This window comes from Ectobacillus ponti (assembly GCF_024294785.1).
In the GTDB taxonomy this organism is placed as follows: Bacteria; Bacillota; Bacilli; order Bacillales; family Bacillaceae_G; genus Ectobacillus; species Ectobacillus ponti.
The window spans coordinates 50,137-71,578 of record NZ_JANCLT010000006.1 but is presented as its reverse complement, the minus strand read 5'-3'; the positions used below and the strand labels follow the sequence as shown (position 1 = coordinate 71,578).

14 protein-coding genes are annotated in these 21,442 nt (G+C 48.0%); all 14 read right to left on the bottom strand.

Features of this window, described 5'->3' with window-relative positions; translation table 11 throughout:
- Window positions 1-7: 7 nt before the first annotated feature.
- Window positions 8-7,339 (bottom strand): Ig-like domain-containing protein, encoded by a 7,332-nt coding sequence (locus NK662_RS12690; protein WP_254759306.1) that lies wholly within the window; start codon window positions 7,337-7,339, stop codon window positions 8-10.
- Between the two features lie 47 nt (window positions 7,340-7,386).
- Window positions 7,387-8,055, bottom strand: coding sequence for a hypothetical protein (locus tag NK662_RS12685; protein WP_254759305.1), 669 nt, complete (start codon window positions 8,053-8,055; stop codon window positions 7,387-7,389).
- A complete protein-coding gene (locus NK662_RS12680) occupies window positions 8,052-9,755 on the bottom strand; it encodes a serine/threonine protein kinase (RefSeq protein ID WP_254759304.1) in 1,704 nt (567 codons plus the stop codon). Before NK662_RS12680 ends, NK662_RS12685 begins: the two co-directional genes overlap by 4 nt.
- A gap of 16 nt (window positions 9,756-9,771) precedes the next feature.
- Complete coding sequence (locus NK662_RS12675; protein WP_254759303.1) at window positions 9,772-10,539, bottom strand: PP2C family protein-serine/threonine phosphatase; 768 nt, start codon at window positions 10,537-10,539, stop codon at window positions 9,772-9,774.
- 17 nt (window positions 10,540-10,556) lie between these two features.
- On the bottom strand, window positions 10,557-11,798 hold the full coding sequence (locus NK662_RS12670; RefSeq protein ID WP_254759302.1) for an FHA domain-containing protein: 1,242 nt from the start codon (window positions 11,796-11,798) through the stop codon (window positions 10,557-10,559).
- Between the two features lie 30 nt (window positions 11,799-11,828).
- Window positions 11,829-12,131, bottom strand: coding sequence for a WXG100 family type VII secretion target (locus tag NK662_RS12665; RefSeq protein ID WP_254759301.1), 303 nt, complete (start codon window positions 12,129-12,131; stop codon window positions 11,829-11,831).
- Window positions 12,132-12,159: 28 nt separating this feature from the next.
- Entirely contained in the window at window positions 12,160-12,465 is a 306-nt protein-coding gene (locus NK662_RS12660) for a WXG100 family type VII secretion target (RefSeq protein ID WP_254759300.1), read from the bottom strand.
- A gap of 30 nt (window positions 12,466-12,495) precedes the next feature.
- Entirely contained in the window at window positions 12,496-12,732 is a 237-nt protein-coding gene (locus NK662_RS12655) for a hypothetical protein (RefSeq protein ID WP_254759299.1), read from the bottom strand.
- Between the two features lie 515 nt (window positions 12,733-13,247).
- The gene (locus tag NK662_RS12650) at window positions 13,248-14,762 is read right to left on the bottom strand and encodes an Mbeg1-like protein (RefSeq protein WP_254759298.1); all 1,515 of its coding nucleotides are present in this window, start codon (window positions 14,760-14,762) and stop codon (window positions 13,248-13,250) included.
- A gap of 1 nt (window position 14,763) precedes the next feature.
- Window positions 14,764-15,474 carry a hypothetical protein gene (locus NK662_RS12645; RefSeq protein WP_254759297.1) on the bottom strand — a complete coding sequence of 237 codons (711 nt, stop codon included), beginning with the start codon at window positions 15,472-15,474 and terminating at the stop codon, window positions 14,764-14,766.
- Window positions 15,475-15,726: 252 nt separating this feature from the next.
- Window positions 15,727-16,032, bottom strand: a complete 306-nt coding sequence (locus NK662_RS12640) for a WXG100 family type VII secretion target (protein ID WP_254759296.1) — start codon at window positions 16,030-16,032, stop codon at window positions 15,727-15,729.
- Between the two features lie 23 nt (window positions 16,033-16,055).
- Window positions 16,056-16,358, bottom strand: coding sequence for a WXG100 family type VII secretion target (locus NK662_RS12635; protein WP_254759295.1), 303 nt, complete (start codon window positions 16,356-16,358; stop codon window positions 16,056-16,058).
- Between the two features lie 27 nt (window positions 16,359-16,385).
- Window positions 16,386-16,637 (bottom strand): ubiquitin family protein, encoded by a 252-nt coding sequence (locus NK662_RS12630; protein ID WP_254759294.1) that lies wholly within the window; start codon window positions 16,635-16,637, stop codon window positions 16,386-16,388.
- Window positions 16,630-21,225 (bottom strand): type VII secretion protein EssC, encoded by a 4,596-nt coding sequence (essC, locus tag NK662_RS12625; RefSeq protein ID WP_254759293.1) that lies wholly within the window; start codon window positions 21,223-21,225, stop codon window positions 16,630-16,632. The genes NK662_RS12630 and essC overlap by 8 nt, the downstream gene beginning before the upstream one ends.
- Window positions 21,226-21,442 lie beyond the last annotated feature (217 nt).

Here is a 21,442-nt window from a genome sequence, read left to right as displayed (position 1 = left end):
TGTTGTATTAGCCTCCAATCGTTTCTTCTTCGCGGACTGCTCTTTTATTTCGGGAAAGGATGAAGTATCCGGCAATGGCCATGGCCATTGTGCCGATCCCAATTAAAGATCCGACAAACAAGGCTGTGTTATTGTACCAACGTGCAAATACATTTGTTGTAACCAGGAAGCCATCCACCTTCGCAACCAGCTCATTCCCGGCCGCATCCACCGCCTTGATCGTGACATCCTGCTTTTGGTTGCTTCCCGGAATTTCGAAGGTATAGCTTTCGCCGCTTGCCTTATACGTTACCTTCTCGTCATTCAAGTAGATGGAAGCATTTTGCAGCACCAAGTTGTCTTTTATGGACACGCTGGCCGTTTTCCGGTCCACTGCGTACTGCTGGCCGTTTTCCAAATCAATCGGTACAATCACAGGCGCCGTTTTATCGATGCCGAAGGAGATTTCAGCTCTCTTTGTCTCATCGATATTTTCATTCACATTGCCGGCAGCATCCTCTGAGTAGAGCGCCACTGTGTACCGGCCATCGCCGGCAAACAGTGTTTTCTTCACTGTATACTGGTACTGGCTCCATTTTCCGTTGCCGCCCGACTTGGCGACAGTATAATCTGCCCCCTCCTTCAGGTCGGAAGGCGTGCCATTCTTCGTCATTTTGACCCGGATGGAGCCTTCCTTCAAGCTGTCGACGTTTGTTTCTGTCAGTGTAATATCTCTCTCGTTTTTCACGTACTTGCCATCGATGTTCTGCAGGGAATTATCGAACACATAGACGGAACCAAAGCGGTTTACCGAGAAGGCAATGGTTTGCTTTGTTTCATTTCCGGCAAGGTCTGTCAATCTTGCTGTCAAGGTGTAGATATCATCCACTTCTTTTTCCTTCTTGAAGTTACGGAAAGTAAATGCTTGCCCATTCGGCACATCCGCATAGCTGCCATCCAGCTCCACCTTCTCCCGATTGGCGCCGGTTAAAGTAATCGCCGCGGCATTTTTGTTAAAGTTCGTATCCGAATACGTTACGACCGGCACGACATCGCCGTTGTTGGCCGATTTGTCCTGTACGCCTGTAATGGCAAGGGCCGGAGCCGTCTTGTCGACATAAAACTCCTCTGTCTTATAGTCATCCATGACATTGCCCGCCATATCGGTGAAGTCGATGTCAAAGCTGTATTTGCCATCCGCCTGATACGTAACGGTAGCTGTGTGCACATCCCCATTTGCAGTCCATCCGCTTGCCTGGGGGAAGCTGATGGCAGCGCCCTTATCACTTGCGGAGCCTGTGATCTTGATGCGGCTTGGATTGAAATTGTGCTCCGTCATGGAGATGGTTGCTGTTCTCGCAGCCTTATAATAGTTGCCGTTCGCCGCGGCGCTGTTGCTGTAGGAAACCTTCACCTGCGGCTTCGTCTTGTCAATGGTAAACTTCTGCTGGGCAAACGGTGCAGCCGCATTGCCGGCATTATCCTTGTATGCGATATCAAACGTGTAATCCCCATCCGCCTCATACAGGATGGTCGCCGTATGCGTGGTCTCATCAGGATCAGCCGGATTGGCTGTTGTTCTCCAGCCTGACAGAGCCGGGATTTTGCCATCCGTATTGGTGATAAGATGCTTCGCATCCTCTGCCCGGAAGTTGCGCTCGGTAATAATAATGGTTGCTGTACGGTTTTCCTTATAGAACTCTGCATTTTGGGCATCCGCTCTGTTGTTATCATACGTGACCTTAATCTCCGGCGCTGTCTTATCAATGCTGAAGCTCAGCTTCTTTTCAGATGTGTTGCCGGCCCGGTCCGTCATCTTCACGTTAACCGTAATGCTGTTGCTGTTGTTCTTGACGTTCAGAACCTTCGTCATTTCATAGACAAGATTCTTTTCCGTTCTTGTCTGTGTCCAGCCTTCCGTGCTGCTGCCGGCTGCATATGACTTGTCATTATTCAGAACAACCGTTCCGCGTTGATTGTTTGCCGTGTCATACGGGGCTTCCACGGACCACTCTATTTGGCCGATGCCGGAGTACGTGTCCGTCACTGTCAGCTTCACATCCACATTGCCAGCATACAAGTCCATGCCGTTGTTATCCTTGTAAGATGTGACTGCCTTCTCCAGCTGAATATGATCTCCTTCATCAGCATGCTTCTCGGCATTTTCAACAATCGTGCCGTCCGGTGTTTGGAAAGCACTCGTGTTGTAAACGCGGTCTGTCGCTTTGGTGAAGATTTGCCCTTTGAATGCTGCCGGAACGTTGAAGGTGATTTCTTCTGTTGCCGCAACAGGGGTGATCTTTCCAATGGCAGACTCTTGAATTTCCTGCAGGCCGCCGCCTTTCAGGACAGCGTAATACTTGCCATTTTCATAATCTTGCAGATAAGCCGTGATGGATTGAACGCCGCTGGCATGATCCTTCGGAAGCTTACCGTCCACTGCCTTTATCGTCACCCGGGTTGGCTCCTCGAAATAGAAGCCGTAGCCTGTCAACTCCACTGTGCTCTGCAAACTGGCAGGCTCGCCGACTCGATCGTATCCCCCTTTGCTGTTGCGATTGAAGAAGGAAACATCGGTAATTCTCGGCTTTGTCTTGTCCCGGTAGGTTGTGATGTGTTGCTCTGTTTCATTGCCCGCGTTATCAATTGTCTTAACGGCCACTACAAAAGAGCCGTCATCATTGATGGCAATGTCTCCATTGTCTGTGCTTATCCCTGGAACATCCGGAGCCGTTTGCTTCTCAGCTCCATCTGAGTAATGATGTGTGTATACTTTTCCATTCACATTGATCTCAACAGTATTCACACCGGAATCAGGGTCCACTGCCTTTACCTTATATGTGACATCGCCGTTGTACTCCTTGTTTCCGCTGTATTGGACGCCCTCATGCGGAATGACCTCGATATTCACAGAAGGCTTTTCCTTCTCAAACATGATGGCTGCCGATTTCTCCGAAGCCATGTTGGAGTTCAAGTGTGTGATGAGGTACCCCTCTGTATTATGGGCCAGGTCTGTAACCTCCGCAGTGAACGTTCCTTCAAATCGGTCCGCGTCGACAGTGAACTCCACTTCACCTGTTAAGCCATTTTGCTTCCAAGTATTCGGCTTCACCTGTGGGATTACCTTGCCATCACTCGTACGCAGTTCAATCTTCTCTACGCCTGTAGCCAGGTCCTGGGCTTTCACCTGTACCGTGATCTGTTTATTGAAGAAGGTTCCAAACGTAAGCAGGTTCAAGATCTTGGCAATGGTGCCGCCATTTTCTTGGGTGAAGGTTACCGCTTTGGATCCATCTGCAAGAACCGGGACTGTTTTGTCCACATAAAACTCTTCAGCCTTGTAATCGTCCGCATCATTGCCTGCTTTATCTCTGAAGTCGATGTCAAAGCTGTACTTGGCATCTCCCTGGTACACAATTGTAGCAGTATGCGTATCGCCATTCGTCATCCACTCACTTGTCTGCGGGAATTCCAACGGCTTCCCGTTATTCGTTGCAGAGCCTGTCACCCGCACACGGCTTGGGTCAAAGTTATGCTCTTTAATGATGAGGGTGGCAGTCCGGTTGGCATTATAGTAGTTGCCGTTTGCCGCGTTATTATTGTCATAGGAAACCTGCAGCTCCGGCTTTGTTTGATCCAGCGTGAACTTCTGCTGCTGAAACGGTGCAGCAGCATTTCCGGCGGCATCCTTATAAGCGATGTCAAACGTATAGTCGCCATCTGCCGCATAATGAATTGTTGCCGTATGGATGGTCCGGTCAGGGTTCTCTTCATCCACAGCTGTTTCCCAGCTGCTCAGCTCCGGAATGGCGCCGGCCGTGTTTGTAATGGTATGCTGCACAGCTTTTGGATTAAAGTTGCGCTCCATTACCTTGATGGTCGCAGTCCGGCCTTTTTTATAGAAGTCCTTGTGGTCAGCATCTGGTCTGTCATTATCATAGGTTACTTGAATTTCCGGCACTGTTTTGTCAATGCTGAACTCCTGCGTTTCCGCTGATACGTTTCCGGCCCGGTCGGTGATAACAGCCCGCACCCGAATTCTATTGCTGTTGTTTTTTACAACAAGGGTTTTCTTCATTTCATGGACAAGGTTGCTATCTGTCTTCGTTTGGCTCCAGCCCTCAGATTCGCTTCCTGCTTCATACTGCTTATTGTTGTTCACCATGACTTTACCGCTTTGGTTGTTTGCTTTGTCATTGTCTCCTTCGACAAACCATTCCACCTGCTTCAAGCCTGAGTATGTGTCTGTGACAGTAAGCTGCACATTCACATCATCTGCGTACAAGTCCTTGCCGTCAGCATCCTTGAAGACGGCAGCAGGCCTTTCCAGGGCAATGTGCTTCTCTTCCTCGTGCTTTTGCTTATTTTCAAGAACGGCTGCATCCGGTTCTTGCGGAGCACCTGTGTTTTGTACATAGTCTATTGCCTTGGCAATGATCTGTCCTTTAAACACCTCAGGAATACTAAAGGTAAACTTGCTGTCTGCCGCATTGACAGGCGTAATGCTTCCAAGATCCGCTTCACTCACTTCCTGGAGGGATCCATCTTGCTTGACCGCTTGATATGTCCCGGTATTGCCGCGAAGATAGATGACCATGGACTGAACACCGCTTGCATGCTCATTCGCAGGTGCAAGGTCTTCCGCTTGCACGGTCACCTTTGTTGGCTGCTTGAAATAGAAGCCGTATGTTGCGGGCTCGACCATGTCGTGCGGTTGGGCCTCGTCTTTTAAATCCTCATACTTCCTGCTTACTTCGTCATAAACAGAGAAACGGAATCCGGAGATGATTGGACCTGTTTTGTCTACGTAGGATATAAGCTCCTTTTGCTTTGTGTTGCCGGCATTATCAACTGCAGCCACTACAATGCGGTAGGCGCCTTTCTCATCAGGCTTCCAATCCTTTGTTTGGATTTCAAAGGCTGCTGCCGTCTTCTTCTCAGCAAGCTGCGCGTATTCATCAGTCTTGTATTCTTTTCCATTGATTGTAATCGCCACCGCATGAAGACCAGAGTCCTCGTCGCCGGCTGCAATCTTGTAAGTCACGTCGCCGCTGTAGACACTATTGTGCTCGTGTACACCTTCCGGCTGATCCACTTGTATGCTGACAGAAGGCTCATTTTCCTCAAACAGGATGACTCCGCTGTTATCAGCAGCAATATTGGAGTTGTCCTTTGTAATGAGATACTCCTTCTTATTGCCGACACGATCCATAATTTCAGCAGTAAAGGATCCAGTGACCTCCTCTGCCTGCACTGTAAATGTTGCTTCTTCAGCAGTGCCATTGCCCACGGAGCGAATTTCCCCGTCCGGTTTCACTGTAATCTTGCTGTTGCTTGGATGCAAAGAGATTTCTTTGATGCCGGAGCCATCCTTCTTCGCCTTTACCTTAACAGTAATTTCTTTTTTAAAGAAGGTGCCGAAGGACAGAAAGTGCAATGCTTCAGCAAATGCGCTATCATTCCTTTGCTGAAACTCCACTGCCTTGCCATCCGCAAGGACAGGAAGTGTTTTGTCAATGTTGATATCCACCGTCTGGACATCGGACATATTTCCGGCTTTGTCTACAGCCCATATGCTGTACACACCCTTGTAGTCCTCATCATCTGTGGTGAAGGAATAACGGCCTTCGACAGGGGCGATTTCTGCACCCACTGTCCCTTGGGAGTAGTTCCCTTTGGTGTAGTAGACCTTATCAATGCCGGAGGCAAATGTGATGCCTTCGAATGTCTCCTCTTCATTTTCCACAGTGAAGGATACGTTTACCTTGCCGCTGTGCCAGATTGAGCCATCGACCTCTGCTTGCTCATCACTCTTCACCTCAGGCTTGTTAATATGAGGCGCTTTTTTATCAAATACAAGCAGCATCTTTCCGCCAAAATCCACTCGGCCTATATCTCGTTTCACGCCCTTTCTTTCCTTGACAAACAACTGCTCAATGGACGTGGACGAAGAGATTGTGTGGCTCTGCTTCCAGTTCAGGATAAGGTCAATTGGACCTAAATCCAGGTAAGACAGGCTTACATAGTTATACGGATCTTGTGGTGCAATGGTGACTTGTGCATTCTTGGAGTACAGGAGTGCCTGGTCCTTGCCCTTTTTAAATGAATCTAAATATTCCCCGGAGGTTGGATTGATGGATACATATGTATCCCAGGCATTCTTTAAATCTTGCACCTTCTCAAATACAGCAGTTACAGAAATGTCGCTGGTCACATTTGAAATGGTGTATGTTGTGCTGTTATCCTCGTGGTCTACAAATTTCTCGTCCATCGGGACAGGCGTGTTGTTAATCAGCAGCTCGGCTACCTGATAAGACAAATCCTCCGGACGCATCGTCACGGTTGTCTGGCCGCCGTGTGCCACAGTTGATGGGCTAACTGAAACACTGCCATTCTTTATACCGCTGTCAACTGTAACCTTATATGTCTTCAAGTCAAAGGTAACTTGAACGCTGTGATTCTTATCTACTTTTCCGAAAGAGTAGCGATAGCCGTCAGAATCAACCTTCCCAGCTTCCGTTCCCAGTCCAACCGCCTTTCCATCCACCAAGATTTCCTTTACAAGATATCCCTGATTGGGAATGGCGGTAAAAGCTGATTCTTTGCCGTCTTGCACTTCCACATCGACCTTGCCCGCCACAGATTGGATGATTTGGCCATTCTCGTCCTTGATATCCCCATTTCCATTGCTTTCAAAGGTAATGGTATAGCTCTTCAGGACGAATTTCACATCAATGACAGTGTCCTTGGAGATGCCGGAGAGAGCAGCCTTATAGCTGGCATTCTTAATCTCCTTTGCTTCTCCATTGATGGTGACAGATTGAATCTCGTAGTTTTCATCAGACACAGCCTCCAGCTTCACATCGCTCCCGGCCTTCACCTGAACCGCCTTCGTATAAGGAGTGCCATTCAGCTTCACTTGTCCATGCTCTGGCGCCGCAGCCAAGGAAACCTGATACATGACCTGGTCTGCGCCGCGCGTCACTGTCTTTGTTCCCACATCATAGATGTAATGGGCTGTTGTCTGCTCCTCCAAGGAAATTTCAAATGTGTCCGTTCCCGTTGCAAACCGGAATTTCTTATCAGCACCCAAGCTCGCATTCGTCAGCTCTGAAAATGCCGCAACCCCGTTTTCATCTGTTGTATGTATGCCAATTTCCTGCTCGCCGTCAAATACAGCAACGGCCTGGTTGGCAACCGGGGCTTCCCCATCAACAAGCTGCAGTGTAAAGACCCCCGGGTTCTTGTCAGTCTGGGCAAAGGCCGTCAGGATCGCTCCTGCAGGCACATTATACACAGCAAGCATGACTGCCAGGATGACTGCCAGCATTCTCGTAATCTTAAACCTTCTTCTCGCCATTTCTCCCTCTCCCTAATATGTCATTCCCGCGACAGCTTTCTTGTTTCTCAAATCACCTCACTTGTGTGTACAATCTTAATATTTTTAACTATCTTAAATGCCACGGCTTGCGGTTCGCCCTCAGGTTCAGGACTCAGCTCGCTGGTGGCGCCTAAAACAGTTGTTCCCTCGTCCTGCAGCAGTACTTCTGTTCCATAGTCTGATACAGCGGCGGATGTGCCGCTCTGCGGCTCTTCTGTCAACACAGTTGTTTCTTCGGCAAGCACAGCAGTATCTTCAAACAGTACTGTTGTTTCTTCAGGCAATACTGCTGTTTCCTCAGAAAGTACAGTTGTGTCAGGCTCTGCAAAATGGCTCTGCGGGACATGGATCTCCCGCTCCGCCTGCACCCGGTTCATCATGACCGGCGGAGGCGTTTCCTCTGTTTTGCCCTTCAGCCTTTTGGAAGCGCCGAAGGCCGTGCGGATGGTCCGGGAGACAGGTGTTGTCAGAGGCCCCCGTTCTACATTGAATACATCAGGCCGGTGGCGTTTTTCCCCTGTCCTTTGGTTCAGCTCGCGAATTTGCTGAATTTGCTTCGCCGCTGTTCTGCCGGTTACATCTCCAATCACGGCCCATATATTCATTTTAAAGAACATGAACACAGCGGCTGCGAACAGGATGCCGGCAAGGGCGTACCCTGCCACAGAGACTACCAGCCAAGTTGTCGCACTCATTCTGATCCCCCCTGTGAGCTCTTAAATGCATGATCAATGGCCTTCTCCGTTGTATCAAAGCGCTGAAGGATTTCATTCCGGATGGCTTCTGTTTTCTCAGTTGTGGCCGTCATGTCACTTGTGCTTTTCTGAATGGAAGCAGCAACAGACCTGATGTCACTCTCGGATATGCCGTCCAGCTTCAGCTTGCGGGCATATGCCTCAATGGAATGGGCAGCCAGCTTGTACAGCTCCAGCTTCACAATCTCGCTTTCGTCAGGCGTTTCATTAATCAGCTGGATCAGCTTCCTCATGTCATTCCAATACGGCTTATATTTCCCCTTGTCAGATGCTTCTTCCACATGCAGGGTAATATCGCGGTTGAACATCCCGATGTTGCTGTAGATTGCCGCAATCTTATAATAGTCCTTCTTGGCTGAGCCGTATTTCACCGCATCCTGAAACCATTGAACGGCACTTTGCATTCTTGTCAGCTGATTATCATTCTGCTTTGTTTTGCCGTAATCATAGTAATACCAATACGTCTTTCCAATTTCAAAGGCAAGGTCGGCATAATCCGGACTCTGGCGAATCTCAACCAGATGGGGGTTTATTTTTTTCTTGAACTGCTCCTCTTCCTCCACCGTATAAGCCGCATCATTTTTAAAGGTATGAAGAAGACCCATATAGGCTTTCTTCTCTTCCGGCTTAATGTCGATGGCCTGGGAGTAAAATTGAACCTTGTCCGCATATTCGGCAGATTTCTCAGCCATTTGCAGGCTTCGGTCATAATCAGCATTATTTGTCCGTGTCTGCATCGCCTGGCCGGTGATTCCGACGAACAAGGACAGCAGGGCTGCTCCCGCCACAAGGGAAACATTGCGCAGCTTTGCTTTTTGCTTCTCCCGGTACAGGTCATCCACTTCTTCATAATGCTGCAGTGCGTACAAAAGCTCGGCACAGGACTGATAGCGGTCCTCCGGGTTCAGCTGCGTACACTTTTGTATAATCCTTTCCAGGCCCCCGGACAGCTGCGGGTTCCACTGGCGGATTGGATAGAGCTCATATGGCGGCTCACATGGGTTTTGCCCTGTCACCAAGTGATACAGGGTCACACCAAGACAATACACATCCGTCCTTGGGTCTGTCTGCCCTTTCCCGCCAAACTGCTCAGGGGCTGCATATCCCTTTGTGCCAAGGCTCACTGTATCAGCCAGGTTCTGCTCCTTATATTCCCTGGCAATGCCAAAGTCGATCAGCTTCAGATTTCCATCAGGCCTCAGCATGATGTTCGCCGGCTTCATATCCCGGTAGATAATGGGCGGATTGCAGGTGTGTAGATATTCCAGCACCTCACACAGCTGCTTGGCCCATTCAATGACCAAGTCCTGCGGCTGCGCCCCATACTCATCCAAAATCTTGCTGAGCGGTTCTCCTTCAATATAGTCCATGATGACAAAGATGACGTCCCCGTTATCAATAATGTCAACAATGCGGGGCAAGGAAGGATGATCGAGCCTTTTAATCATATTCGCTTCCGCAATGGCGCTTTGAATGATGACTTCGTTATTCCTGTCCTTTGCCTTCTTTTCGATTTCCTTTACGGCCCACTGCTTGTTCAGGCGCTGGTCCATGGCAAGATATACCTTCGACATCCCGCCCTGGCCGATCAGCTTCAATATCTCGTATTTCCCGTCTATAATAGAACCGATGACTGCCAAAACAAAATCCCCATCCTCACTTGATTTTCACAAGCAACACAGTAATGTTGTCTGTTTCCTGCCGCTGCTTGTTCAATTCCACCAGTTCCTTTACCTTCCGCTCCATAATGGCCTCATCAAGCAGGCCTTCCGGCGCGAATTCCTGATACATTTCCTCACTTGTGATCATATGGCGGAATCCATCGGAGCAAAGCACATATACTTCGCCAAGCACCGGCTGCCCGCGCACAAATTGCGGCTCCACCAGCCTGGATGCTCCGATGCACTGCAACAGCACATTTCGTCTCGGATCACTTTTCGCCTGCTCAGGGGTAATCGTGCCGCGCTTCAGCTCTCTGCCAATCACGGTTTGGTCTTCGGTCAAAATCTCCAGCTGCCCACGCAGCCGGTACACCCGTGAGTCGCCAATATGGCCGATCAGCATATGCTTCTTATCAATCAGCAGCAGCGCAGTCCAAGTCGTCCCCAGATGAATGTTAATTCGTCTGCCATACTCCGCAATCCGTTGGTTTTGCTCCTGGATGATGCGGCTCCAGCGATACTGGATCTCCTCCAGGCCGCTGCCCGCAAGCTGCAGCGGCAGCTCCTGATCAAACCAGTCGGAAAAGGCATGAATGACGCTGGCGCTTGCCACTTCCCCCTTGGATAACCCGCCCATGCCATCGCATACAACCGCCAACATGACGGTCCCCAATGGGGTTTCCGCCACCTTCAGGCACAGGCTGTCTTGATTGGTTGCCTTTTGTATTCCAATATCCGTGTATACCGCACTTAATACTTCCATGTCAGAACCTTCACCGCCTAAATATAAAAAACAAATTCTTCGTTTGCGAGCTTCAGCTTTGTGCCGGAAAAAATCTCAATCTCCTTCTGTACAGGAATGGCCCGCCCATCCACATATGTTTTATTTGTGGAGTTGTTATCGAGGATGTAATACCGGCCATTGCGCGTAAGGATATCAGCATGGCTGCGGCTGACAGCGTTATTGTTCATGACAAAATAGTCACAGTAGCTGCGCTCCTTTCCGATACGGAATGAAGGCTTATTCACGCTGATTTTCTCCTCCGTCTTACTGCGGATTAAATACGGAAACACCGGCTCCTCAAACGTATCCATTCCAAGCACAGTTGTGCCGCCATTCTCCTCCATGCCAAGGACCGTTGTTTCACTGAAGTTCTGCGTGCTGATCTCATCCGCACCTGGGGCCGGGAAACCTGGCTGCAGCGACGTCCCGCAGTTCACACAAAACTTTGCCCCCTCCACCCGGGCATGCCCGCAGTGTATACAAAACTTCGGCTCAGCTTGCTTCACAGGGGAGGCGGGTTGATGCTTCTTTTCTTCATTAGAAATATTTGCAGCGTCCTGCTTGCCAAGCGGGTTGTAAGCAATATTGCCCGTGTTGCCTTTCGCATGCTCCAATCTGGCGGAGACTCCCCTGCCTTCTCCTGACTCTGTTGTATCCGTAGGAATATGCAGCCGGCTCTTCAATGGCTTTCCCATCAGCTCCAGAATCAGCTTTTCAAATCCATTCATAGAGAAAGAGCTATTATTCTGGAAATATTGCAGATAAATAGGCACATAATCATGCTTCTCATCTCTGGAGAAAATCATTTGAAACGGAAGGTCATTCAGAAACTCCGCGGCTGAACAAGCATTCTGATTATTGACAATCGGCCAGAAAATGCACTTGATTGTTTGCGACTTTGGCTGTACAAAGATGTAGTCACAGTCCAGCATCAGGTTATTGATGTTCATAAGCCCCTTCTCGCAGTGCTTCATAATGGCAATAAGCTGAGACACGATGTTAAAGAATTTGGTCTTGCTCACCACACCGCCCACATAAGAGCGTAAGGATACCACATCAGCAACAGAGCTTGTCAGCACGGTACCCTTCTTGCCCTTCTCTGCCTTGACAGGAAGGAGGCCGCTCATGTGTCCGCCGGCAATGGCTTGCAGCTCCCGCTCATTCACGGCCTCAGGATACATCAGCTTATTTGTAACAACATGTATACCGGCATTTTGTTCAATAGATGTTTTTCCCATACAAGTCTCCCAATATCAAAAATACTCAGTTTATAAATCGTTGGCGCGGTTCACGGCCTTTGCTTGCGCGTTCTTATATTCACCGGCAGCATATCGCAAAAACTTCGCATAGCTCTCCATGGATTTGGCCATCTTCTTGGCAGTGGAGTCATTGTCAGCGACCCGGTCCCATTGCTGCTGAAACTGGGCAGAATCCTTTCCCTGCCAGGAGCTTGACAATGCTGTAACCTCTTGACTTGCAGCGTTCATATTCTTGCCGTGGTTGGCAACGTACGTTTCAATAGCTGCGGCGGCAGCCTCAAACTTGCTGTGGTTCACACGAATATGGCCCACTTCCACTCCTCCTTTGCCAATACATGGATCACTTAAAGGCATCCGCCAAAGATGTGTTTGTTTGCTCTGTCTGCGTGTAGCCCGGGTCCACCTGCTGCTGCAGGAAGTTTACGAAATTCTGAATTACCTGATACTGCGGCTCATAGTAGGCATGCTTGATCTCATAGAAAGAATGCATGGCTGAGGCAGACGCCTCTCCCTCCCAGGAGCTGTCCAGGGCCTTCATTGCCGACTCAACAGCCGCAAAATCCTGCTTGATCTTGTTGTTGCAGCGGGCAATGCCTTTGGCCGCCGCCGCCACACGCGCAGTATCCACTTGAATAAAATCCGCCATCCTTCATCCCCCTTACCTTTCCATTTCCACTCAGGTTGTGCATTGGCTGCTGCCGGGGAAGCCTTCCTTAATCTTTGTCGTATCAATACGGCTCAGCTTGTCGGTCACACTCCGATAATGGTCTGCCACCTCATGAATGGCGGAAGCGCACCCGCGGTTGCCGATCCCTTCAAAGTCATGGCCAACCCCTGAGGCAATGCTCTCCAGCTCATTAATAATGCTGCGCAGCTCCTGCTTAATGGCATACAGCTCCTGTTGTCCACTCATCCACGGCTCCTCCTGATCTATACAATTTGCCCCTGCAATCCTGCGTGCTCAAATGAGAACTCCATTCTGCTCTCCAAGTCTTTTACTGACCACACTAAAAAACTGAACTAGTACATTTCTCTTATCAAAAATTTCATCCCTTGGAATTATATGTATGAATAAATATAATTATCTCAATAACTATCCATATATTCCAGAGTTTTTACCAATTACTCATGAATTCCCATAGGAAATCATAGCTGGATAACTTGCCCATCAGATAAGGCTCAAACCAAAGTCCACTGTTTTATCTATACGTTTCTAACGGATTTTCTTCTACAGAAAAATCACTTTTAATCCAATGTTCCTTCGCCTCCACAAAAGGCTTCATATGTGAGGACATAATATCCTCAAACAGAGAATCTCTAATTGTGTCGGTGCTGTCAGGAGCAATGGCCGTGAAATACACATCTTGTAAACATCCTTCTTTTCATTTACTTCAGCAAGACCGCAATTCTCTAAAACAATTATAAAAATTAGTGGAGTTGACTTGCGATTTTACGTTCTGCTGCCTCAAAATCGGCAGCCGTTTCTTCTAGATAAGCAATGCACTTATTCAGCTTTCGGCTTTTTCCCGTCATTATATCTGCCTGCATTAAGCTTAAAACATCAAGCAGCCCCACCTTAGTATATAAAGAATTCAGTCTCCTATCTAAACTGCCTAATTTCTTGTTCACATCCTGCAAGCGCTGTGCATATTGGCGAAGCTTATGGGTGTCAATTTTCACTTCCGGATGTGTCGCTGCGTACCGGTAGCCTGCATTAAAAGCTTTCTTTAATAACTCTTTAGCCCTTTGAATCTGGGAATGGACAAAATCTTTTAACTCATTTACCTTCTCCCTTGTCCAACTCACAATTTCACCAATGAGTTCACACGTTTTGTTAGCCAGCCAAACAATTCCTTCGTAAATAAGCTCACCCACCACAACTGCTGCCAAGAACGCAACTGTAACAATGGCCACTATCTTAATTACTGCAAGGATTGGACCTAACCCGATGATTCCAATGCCAACAAGCGTGGCAGCCACAACAGTCCAGCCAAAACTAGTTAAATTTCCGCCCTTAACCATTCTATCCTTCAACCAAATGGCAGAAAGCAACAGTCCACCCGTCAAATCCACCAGCTTATTTCCAATTCCGTTAGGCAAATGATCCATCCCCCGGCTGAATAAGCCGATGAATCCCGAAAACATATCTTGCTCTCCCCTATAGGCAGTTCCATATTTATCAAATTCAAGACTGCTGGCGGAATGTTTGCCGCCTATATTATAAACAAGGCTATCTTTCTCTTTAACCTTTAGCGTCTCGAACTTGACCCCTGGCAGTTTTTCAAGTATATTCCCAACTAAACTCCATTGAAAATGAAGCATCCTGTCTGCCATGGCAGCAATATGCTCTTTATGTTCACGAATATATTCTTCTGAGAAACCGGGTCCGTCAAAATTAACAACTTGTGTAATTTTTTGGGCAAGCCCATACTTGTAGGCCATTATAGCTGAATGGTCTGCCAGGTTTCCACCTAAAGAATGGCCTGTAAATGCAAGATTATCGTATTTATTGACATAATCGCTTTTAGAAATCTTCTCCAAAAACTTCTCTGCTTCCTTTTGCTGCTCTGTCAGCATGGAGTTTACTAGTTTTAAATCTGCATTATACCAATCATTTTTTGCATTGCCATACTCTCCAACAGGCTCACTCCCCCTGAAGCTTACAATAATGCCTTCTCCCGTATCAATTGCACAGCCGTAGAACCCTGTCTTTTTATTCGTGTCATGATAGTCTACAATTTTCCAATTCAGCTGTGTTTCCGACAGACCATTTAATCTATCAAAATTCATGTTAAGGTCTGGCATCTTAGATCCTTCTTGAATTAACTGTTTGACTGTGTAGGGGGGACCGGGAACATGGTCAGGCATGCCTTCAATTACCTTTGAAAAGTCAACGTAAGCTATGTCGGTAGCATTCCGCAGTTCCTGTTCTGAATTTGCCATGCTACTTGCCTCCCTTAATCAGAGATTCCAGTTCACTCTCACTTTTGTTAACTCCAGCGCCAGTAACACTTACTGAGAACTCACTCATAACTTTAAAATCTTCATACCATGTTTTTGTTACAGAAACCTCTTCTCTAAACTTCTCCGCACAGTCAGCATATTGCTCAGCCGCAATGACCTTTACTTTTCCTTCTAATCCTGTACCGTATAAATTCGCATATATATTCTGATAGGCCTGCATTATGGATGCCGCACTTGCTTTCAAGTCACCAGTTGGATTCTTCAAGATGATTTGGGCAATGAACAACTCCGGCTTGTGCGACTTCACATACTCCTCCAGTGTAATGTCCGGATTTGTCGGTTTAGCGCCAGTCGGTCCGTATATGTGTACATTCGCAAGAGCTTCCAGCGACTGATCCTGGAAGCTCTTGCGAATGATGTCTTCCACCTGCCGCGTCACTCTGCGTTCAACGTAATTGTCAAAGGTCAGTTCACCCTTCGTATTCACTTCCGCTTCAAATAGGACATCCGGCTTATTTTCAGCATATACATAAGAAGTTACTGTATCATTCGTTGCCGTGCCCAACCGATTTCCCAAGCCTGTAACCTTAAACTTCTCGCCATATTTCTTCTGTAGAGCCTCGGTGATTTGGTCTGCATTGCTGTCATTTAAAATGCTGCAGCCAAACAGATTGATTAAAGCTAAAAGCATAATAGCTACACCTGCTTTCCTTAACACAATAGAAAATTCCATGTCTAATCCTCGCTCTTAATCAGACAACACTGTCCGACTGGGTAGTCTTGTTATATCCCGCTTGCCATGCTGTTATTTCAGGAAAGAGCACAAATCTAAAAACCTACGTCTCACCAAGCCACTCCAACAGGGCATGTTGGCCAAACCCTGATGCAAATAAAAAACTTGCACTGAAGGCAGCAGAAAAGCCGCCCCCAGTGCAGGTCACTATTATTTAAACGCGTCAGACAGGCTTGTGTTGACTGTCTCTGTTTCTGTATAGCCTTGGTCAACGTTCGCACGCAGAAACTTCACATAGTTGTCAAGGATGTCATAGTAGCTTTGGAAGTACTTCGCCGCAAACTCATCGAAAGCAGCCACTGTTGCCTGCGCAGCCTCACCTTCCCAAGAGTTTGTCAGGTTTTTCAAAGTCGCCTGGCTCGTCTTCAGCTCTTCCATGAGACGCTTGTTCAGGCTTTCTACAGTGGTAGCTGTTTGCGCGACCTGGGCGGTGCTTACGCGAATATGTCCAGCCATTTCATTCACTCCTCCCGGATGGTTTAGTTTGTCAGGCGCTTAACCTGCACCGTGTTGTTTTCTTGCGTTGCCACATAGTTGTCTCTTTGCGTCTTCAGCGTAGTGCTTGCTGTCGTCAGCTTATCGGCCATTGCCTTCAGGTCTTCAGTCATGCCATTGATCTGCTCAACGAATGCGAGATTGTCCTCGCCCTCCCAAGCTTCGCCCATTGTTTTGGCAACCGTCATCAGCTGCGTGTAGATGCTTGTATAGCTTTCGGACAGCTCCGCAAACTTCTTGGAGGCTGTTTCCATCTCCTGAGGTGTTACTCGAATGCGTTTCCCCATGTTCGTTCTCCTTTCACCCTTTGTAATTTATATCAACATGAGCCTGGAGCCGTTTCGGATGCCCAGCTCCGCAACAGCCATGTTAATATTGTAGATGATTCCTGTATCGGCATCGCACAGGATTGCGTTGTCGGCAGCCTTGTACTTGCCGCCTGATACATCACTCAGTGCCGCGGAGACGAGGGCCAATACCTCGCTCATCTGGCTGTCCAACGGTATATACACATCAAAGCTCGCATTGGCTGCAGGAAGGAAAATTTCAACAAGTGCTTTATTCATCGTTGTCCTCATTCTCTCTTTCTGAGTTTAATAGCTTTACCTTCACACTCTTGCCCTTGTGCAGGGAGAAGCCGAAGTGGTCCGCTATGTCTTCGCGCATTTCCGATGTTGTTTTGCTTGGCTTCAGCTGGTATTGGTTGGCAATGCCGCTTCCCACCCAAATGCCGTCGCCGGCGTCAATGTGACGTTTGTACCATTTATCAAATGTAACAGCGGAGAGGTTTTTGGCTTGCTCGGTAAAGATGATGGTCAAGTTATACTTCACATCTCCTCTTTCCAGAATTAAACCAAGCCGTTCAGCTCCCTCGCTGGACAACACATTTTTCAGCGCTGTTATAGAATTTACAACAATGATCTTCTGATCAAACGGCTTTGCTTCCAGCCCTTGCTCCATAGCTTCCTTGCAGGTGTTATGGCGATATACCACAAGGTCAAACAGGCTTACCATGGCTGCCTCGCACTCTTTGGCTGTTGCATAGTAAGAGACATTCGCATTGTCTTTCAGCACAAGAGTTTGCGGCGCATCAAGGACCGTCACGTCAAAGCCGCCCTTTTGCGCCAATAGAAGGGACAGATCCTTTGCAAACGGCTCATGTTCGTTGCCATTGGCCAGCACCATATGAATGTAGGAGCTGCCAAACGGGTAGTAATGGACATTCAGCGAGCCCTTCTCCACACCAATTGGGATATGCAGGCTCTTATGGCTGCCCATGTACTCGGACAAGAATTCAATATCCACTTTATCAGGCAGAATTGGAATTTTCTTGGCGGTTGGCCCTTGCCAGCTGTCCTGGAGCTTTTTGCATTCCTTTTGAATGAACCCAAATGGCACCGGCTCATCGGTGATGTGGGCAATTTGGAACTCATAGAGGCCATCCCGCTTCACAAGGCCGCGTCCTTTCATCTTGGACGGCAGCAGGCCTTCTGTTTTGCCGACAATGGTTGCGTAGTCAGATTCATCATTCATTTGCAGGGCAAGCAGCTGCTTAAAGTTCTGCAGCATACGGAATTTGACGGAGCTCGTGCCGAGCGCGGTCAAAACAAAGTAAATGCCGTACTTCGTTCCTTCCCGTGACAGGAAGGATACTGCCTCTTCCTTCTCGTCATACATTTCTGTGAAAGCGGCAAAGTTGTTGATTGCAATTACAATTGCCGGCAGCTTCCCGCCGGTTGCGGTAATGTAAGAAGCATAGTCGCCTCCATAATCAGCAAACAGCTTCTTGCGCGTCTCCACCTCATCGCGCAGCATTTTAAATAGATTGCTGACCTTCTCGCTTTCATAAGACAGAATGACATCACCGACATGCGGGGCCTTTGCGAAGGCGCGCAATGTTTCAGAGGCAAAATCTAATAGGTAAATATTTACCTCTTCTGGTGTATGCTCCTGCATAAGGGAAAAGACCATCGTGTTCAGGAAGGTTGTTTTCCCGCTTCCCGCCGCCCCGTAAATGACGACGTTGCCTTCTTCAGAAAGCGGCAGGCGCAGCAGGCTCTGCTGTTGCTTTGCCGGATTGTCGTATTCGCCGATGACCGGATTCAGCTTAAAGGATCGGTCTTTGTCAGCATGATATTTCTTCTTAAGATTCTGCAGTAAAATCATGGCCGGAATCGGCTCCAGCCAAATTGGCCGAATCACAATATTCTCTTCCGCCGCAATGCTGCTTAAGTATTCTGTAATCACATCCATCTGCTTTTTCGGATGAGCAAGCAGACTTCTCTTTCTATCAAACTTCACCTGCTTGATCGGACGGCCGTTCCGGTCAATGACGACAACACTGTTATCCTTTTCCGCTATTACCTTGTCAGATGGATAATACGGTGCGCCCGCCCATGCGGATTGCCCCATTTCAAACAGTTCGTTATAGCCCACTTGGAGATAGAAGCGTCCCGCATCCGTCAGCTCGGCTGCATCCGGCCGTTTCAGCATATCCATACTGTCCGCGCGTTCCTGCACCTTCAGGGATACCCGGAACTTACTGTTGCTCCAAATCTGGTCATCCACTACACCGCTTGGCTTCTGTGTAGCCAGAATGAGGTGCACACCCAGGCTCCGTCCGATACGGGCGGCGCTGACAAGCTGCTGCATGAATTCCGGCTGCTGCGTTTTCAACTCGGCAAACTCATCAGAAATAATAAACAAGTGCTGCAGTGGCTCATGAACCGCACCTTCGCGGTACAGCTTCTGATATTTATAAATATCAATGTTGCTTTCGCCAACCTTCTTGCTGGCTTCCGCAAAAATGGCCTGTCTCCGCTTCAGTTCACTTTCCACCGCAATGAGTGACCGCTTGATTGCCGCTCCATCCAGGTTTGTGATGATGCCGGCTGTATGAGGCAGCTTCTCAAACGATTTCGCCATGCCGCCGCCCTTGTAATCGATCAGAATGAAAGCAACCTCGTGCGGATGATAGTTCACCGCCAATGATAGAATATACGTTATAATGAACTCACTTTTACCCGAACCGGTCATCCCGGCAACAAGTCCATGCGGCCCATGGAATTTCTCATGCAAATCCAGCTTAAACAGCTCTCCCATTGCATCAACCCCTACGGCTGCTTCCAGAGATTTTGTAGGGTCGTTATCCTGCCAGCGGGTAAGCGCATTTAAATGCTCAACCTTTCCCACTCCAAACAGCTCCAGGAAGGTAATCATGGATGGAAAGTTGGAAGCTTCCGCCGCCTGATCAAGCTGTACATTGGCAAGCCGAATACTCAACTCATCCGGATTTGCATCTAGGTAAATATCCGGGATAAACGGTATAGATTTGCCGGTAATATCATTTTTATCAAACAGCTTCCCGCTGTTTTCCGCCAATTCCACCACCATCGTACACTCTTTCGGCAGATTCTTGAGCTCATCGTAGAAGTGTAAGACACTGATGTGCAAATTCTTCTTCTTTGCGTAAACCTGCTTCAGCATTTCTGCTTTGACAGCCAGCTTTTTGCTCATGGAAAACACAACATAATACGGCTTGATGTCTTCCATGTCCCTGTCACTTGTTTGCGAGCTTTCTTCAACCTCTTTTTCTATGTAGGCCGAGACTTCCTTCAGTTCATTGCCGGTTGTCGCAATGAAACGAAATTTACCATCATTATTCCATACATGCGGCAGCCATTTCACAAATGCAAATTCATGTTCTTCCTCTTCATCATAGAGAAAGACCATCTTTACCTCGTCATAGCTGTATAAGGCAGCAAGCTGGAAAATGAGGCCCTTGGCAAACTCAACAGTTTGGCGGCGGCTGCCAATCACCCCGGATATATGATTTTCAAACAAAGATAGTGTAATAGGAACATTCTTCAGCTCCTTAGGGGCTTCACACAAGGTGTATAGTTCCTCTTGTAAATTATCGTCGTCAATGGTGAACTGCTTCTCAGAATATGTAAGGTTGGCAGATAAAAGCCCATTTCCAAGACCAACCCTCAGCTTTAAGAAATCATTCTGTCCGTAGCCGCGCTCCCAGAGGTTTCTTTGTACATTCTCTATTCTGCTGACACAGTCAGCCAGCGGAACATAGTTTTCCCGCAGGATTTCTTCTTGCTTCTCGCTCTCCTCCCGGAACAGCACCGCCATTCGATCCAAGTAATCTCTGTATTTCTCTTGGCGGACCTTCTCCTTCTTCCGTCTGCGCCGCATATCATATTTTTTTGAAACAAGGGGCCATAGAATTGTGCCCAGCAGCATGCTTGCAGACATAATGATGGAAGGAGTGGCTGCCGCAATATTCCCATTTGCCATCGCATGATTAATCGCAAAAATTGCCGTCCCCATGGAGGCCATCCCCATCGTCATGGAAGGGCCGAGCACCAGCATCATGGGCATCTCATCGCCAATGGCGTTTGGCGGCGGAGAGTCAATCTTCAAATGCAGCTCCTCAATATCCCGCTTGAACCGGGGCGAACGGTAGAAATACTCAACGGCCGGCAATTCATAAGCATCTTCCTCATCCACAGCCTGCGCTTCCTGATGGATGAACGGCTTCAGTGCATCCGTCTTGACTGATACAGCCCCATCCGGATTATTGAACGCAATAAACTGGGCTCCGATAATGATCTTGAAGCCCATAATGTAAATCATATCCCCAATGCGCAAGTCTCTGCTTTGCACTCTGTTCCCTTCCAAAAAGGTGCCGTTTGTGCTGTCATTATCCACGATGCTCCATTGCCCGCGTTTAAAAGACAGCTTGGCATGCGCTGCCGAGACGAAACGATTCGCAACTACGATATGATTCTGCTCCGCCCTGCCAATGGAAATATCCATATCCCGGTCTATCATATATTTCTTGAATACTTGCCGGTCATCTGTATTTGGCTCTGTAAATACAAAGGTTTTATTGTCCTCTCCGGCCACGGCTAAATGATAGATGCTGAGCGGGCTTAAGACGGTGTTGCGGATGGGCTTGCCGGAGCCATCCATTACTTTTGCATCCTTATTGGACTTTAAAATCCATTGGCTGTTCAACTCTTCAATACTGATCAGCTTTTCGGATGAACTGCTGCTGGATTTACGGATCCAGTACTGCCCTCTTACCTTCTCGGGCAGTGTGAGGGAGTTCATCCTTTCCCTGTTCATTAACGTTACAATCATTCCCAAGTTCTCCTTATAGCACGCTTCCATATATCTATGTATCTGATCAGAGCTTCCTGCAGGCAGGAGGTCTTCCAGGTTCATAGATGAAAAGAAGACAATAGCTGTCGAATCAATTAACCCACTAAATCCTCCTTGATTTTACCATGTATTTTTATGGAATGTCGATGCTTATATTTAAATTCTTAGATAAAACAAAAACTCTTTATATGCTTAT

Excerpts from the sequence above, each read along its gene's own strand:
- NK662_RS12690 (WP_254759306.1), bottom strand. The coding sequence starts at position 7,339 with ATGGCGAGAAGAAGGTTTAAGATTACGAGAATGCTGGCAGTCATCCTG.
- NK662_RS12685 (WP_254759305.1), bottom strand. The coding sequence starts at position 8,055 with ATGAGTGCGACAACTTGGCTGGTAGTCTCTGTGGCAGGGTACGCCCTT.
- NK662_RS12675 (WP_254759303.1), bottom strand. The coding sequence starts at position 10,539 with ATGGAAGTATTAAGTGCGGTATACACGGATATTGGAATACAAAAGGCA.
- NK662_RS12670 (WP_254759302.1), bottom strand. The coding sequence starts at position 11,798 with ATGGGAAAAACATCTATTGAACAAAATGCCGGTATACATGTTGTTACA.
- NK662_RS12660 (WP_254759300.1), bottom strand. The coding sequence starts at position 12,465 with ATGGCGGATTTTATTCAAGTGGATACTGCGCGTGTGGCGGCGGCGGCC.
- NK662_RS12655 (WP_254759299.1), bottom strand. The coding sequence starts at position 12,732 with ATGAGTGGACAACAGGAGCTGTATGCCATTAAGCAGGAGCTGCGCAGC.
- NK662_RS12650 (WP_254759298.1), bottom strand. The coding sequence starts at position 14,762 with ATGGCAAATTCAGAACAGGAACTGCGGAATGCTACCGACATAGCTTAC.
- NK662_RS12645 (WP_254759297.1), bottom strand. The coding sequence starts at position 15,474 with ATGCTTTTAGCTTTAATCAATCTGTTTGGCTGCAGCATTTTAAATGAC.
- NK662_RS12640 (WP_254759296.1), bottom strand. The coding sequence starts at position 16,032 with ATGGCTGGACATATTCGCGTAAGCACCGCCCAGGTCGCGCAAACAGCT.
- NK662_RS12635 (WP_254759295.1), bottom strand. The coding sequence starts at position 16,358 with ATGGGGAAACGCATTCGAGTAACACCTCAGGAGATGGAAACAGCCTCC.
- NK662_RS12630 (WP_254759294.1), bottom strand. The coding sequence starts at position 16,637 with ATGAATAAAGCACTTGTTGAAATTTTCCTTCCTGCAGCCAATGCGAGC.
- essC (WP_254759293.1), bottom strand. The coding sequence starts at position 21,225 with ATGATTGTAACGTTAATGAACAGGGAAAGGATGAACTCCCTCACACTG.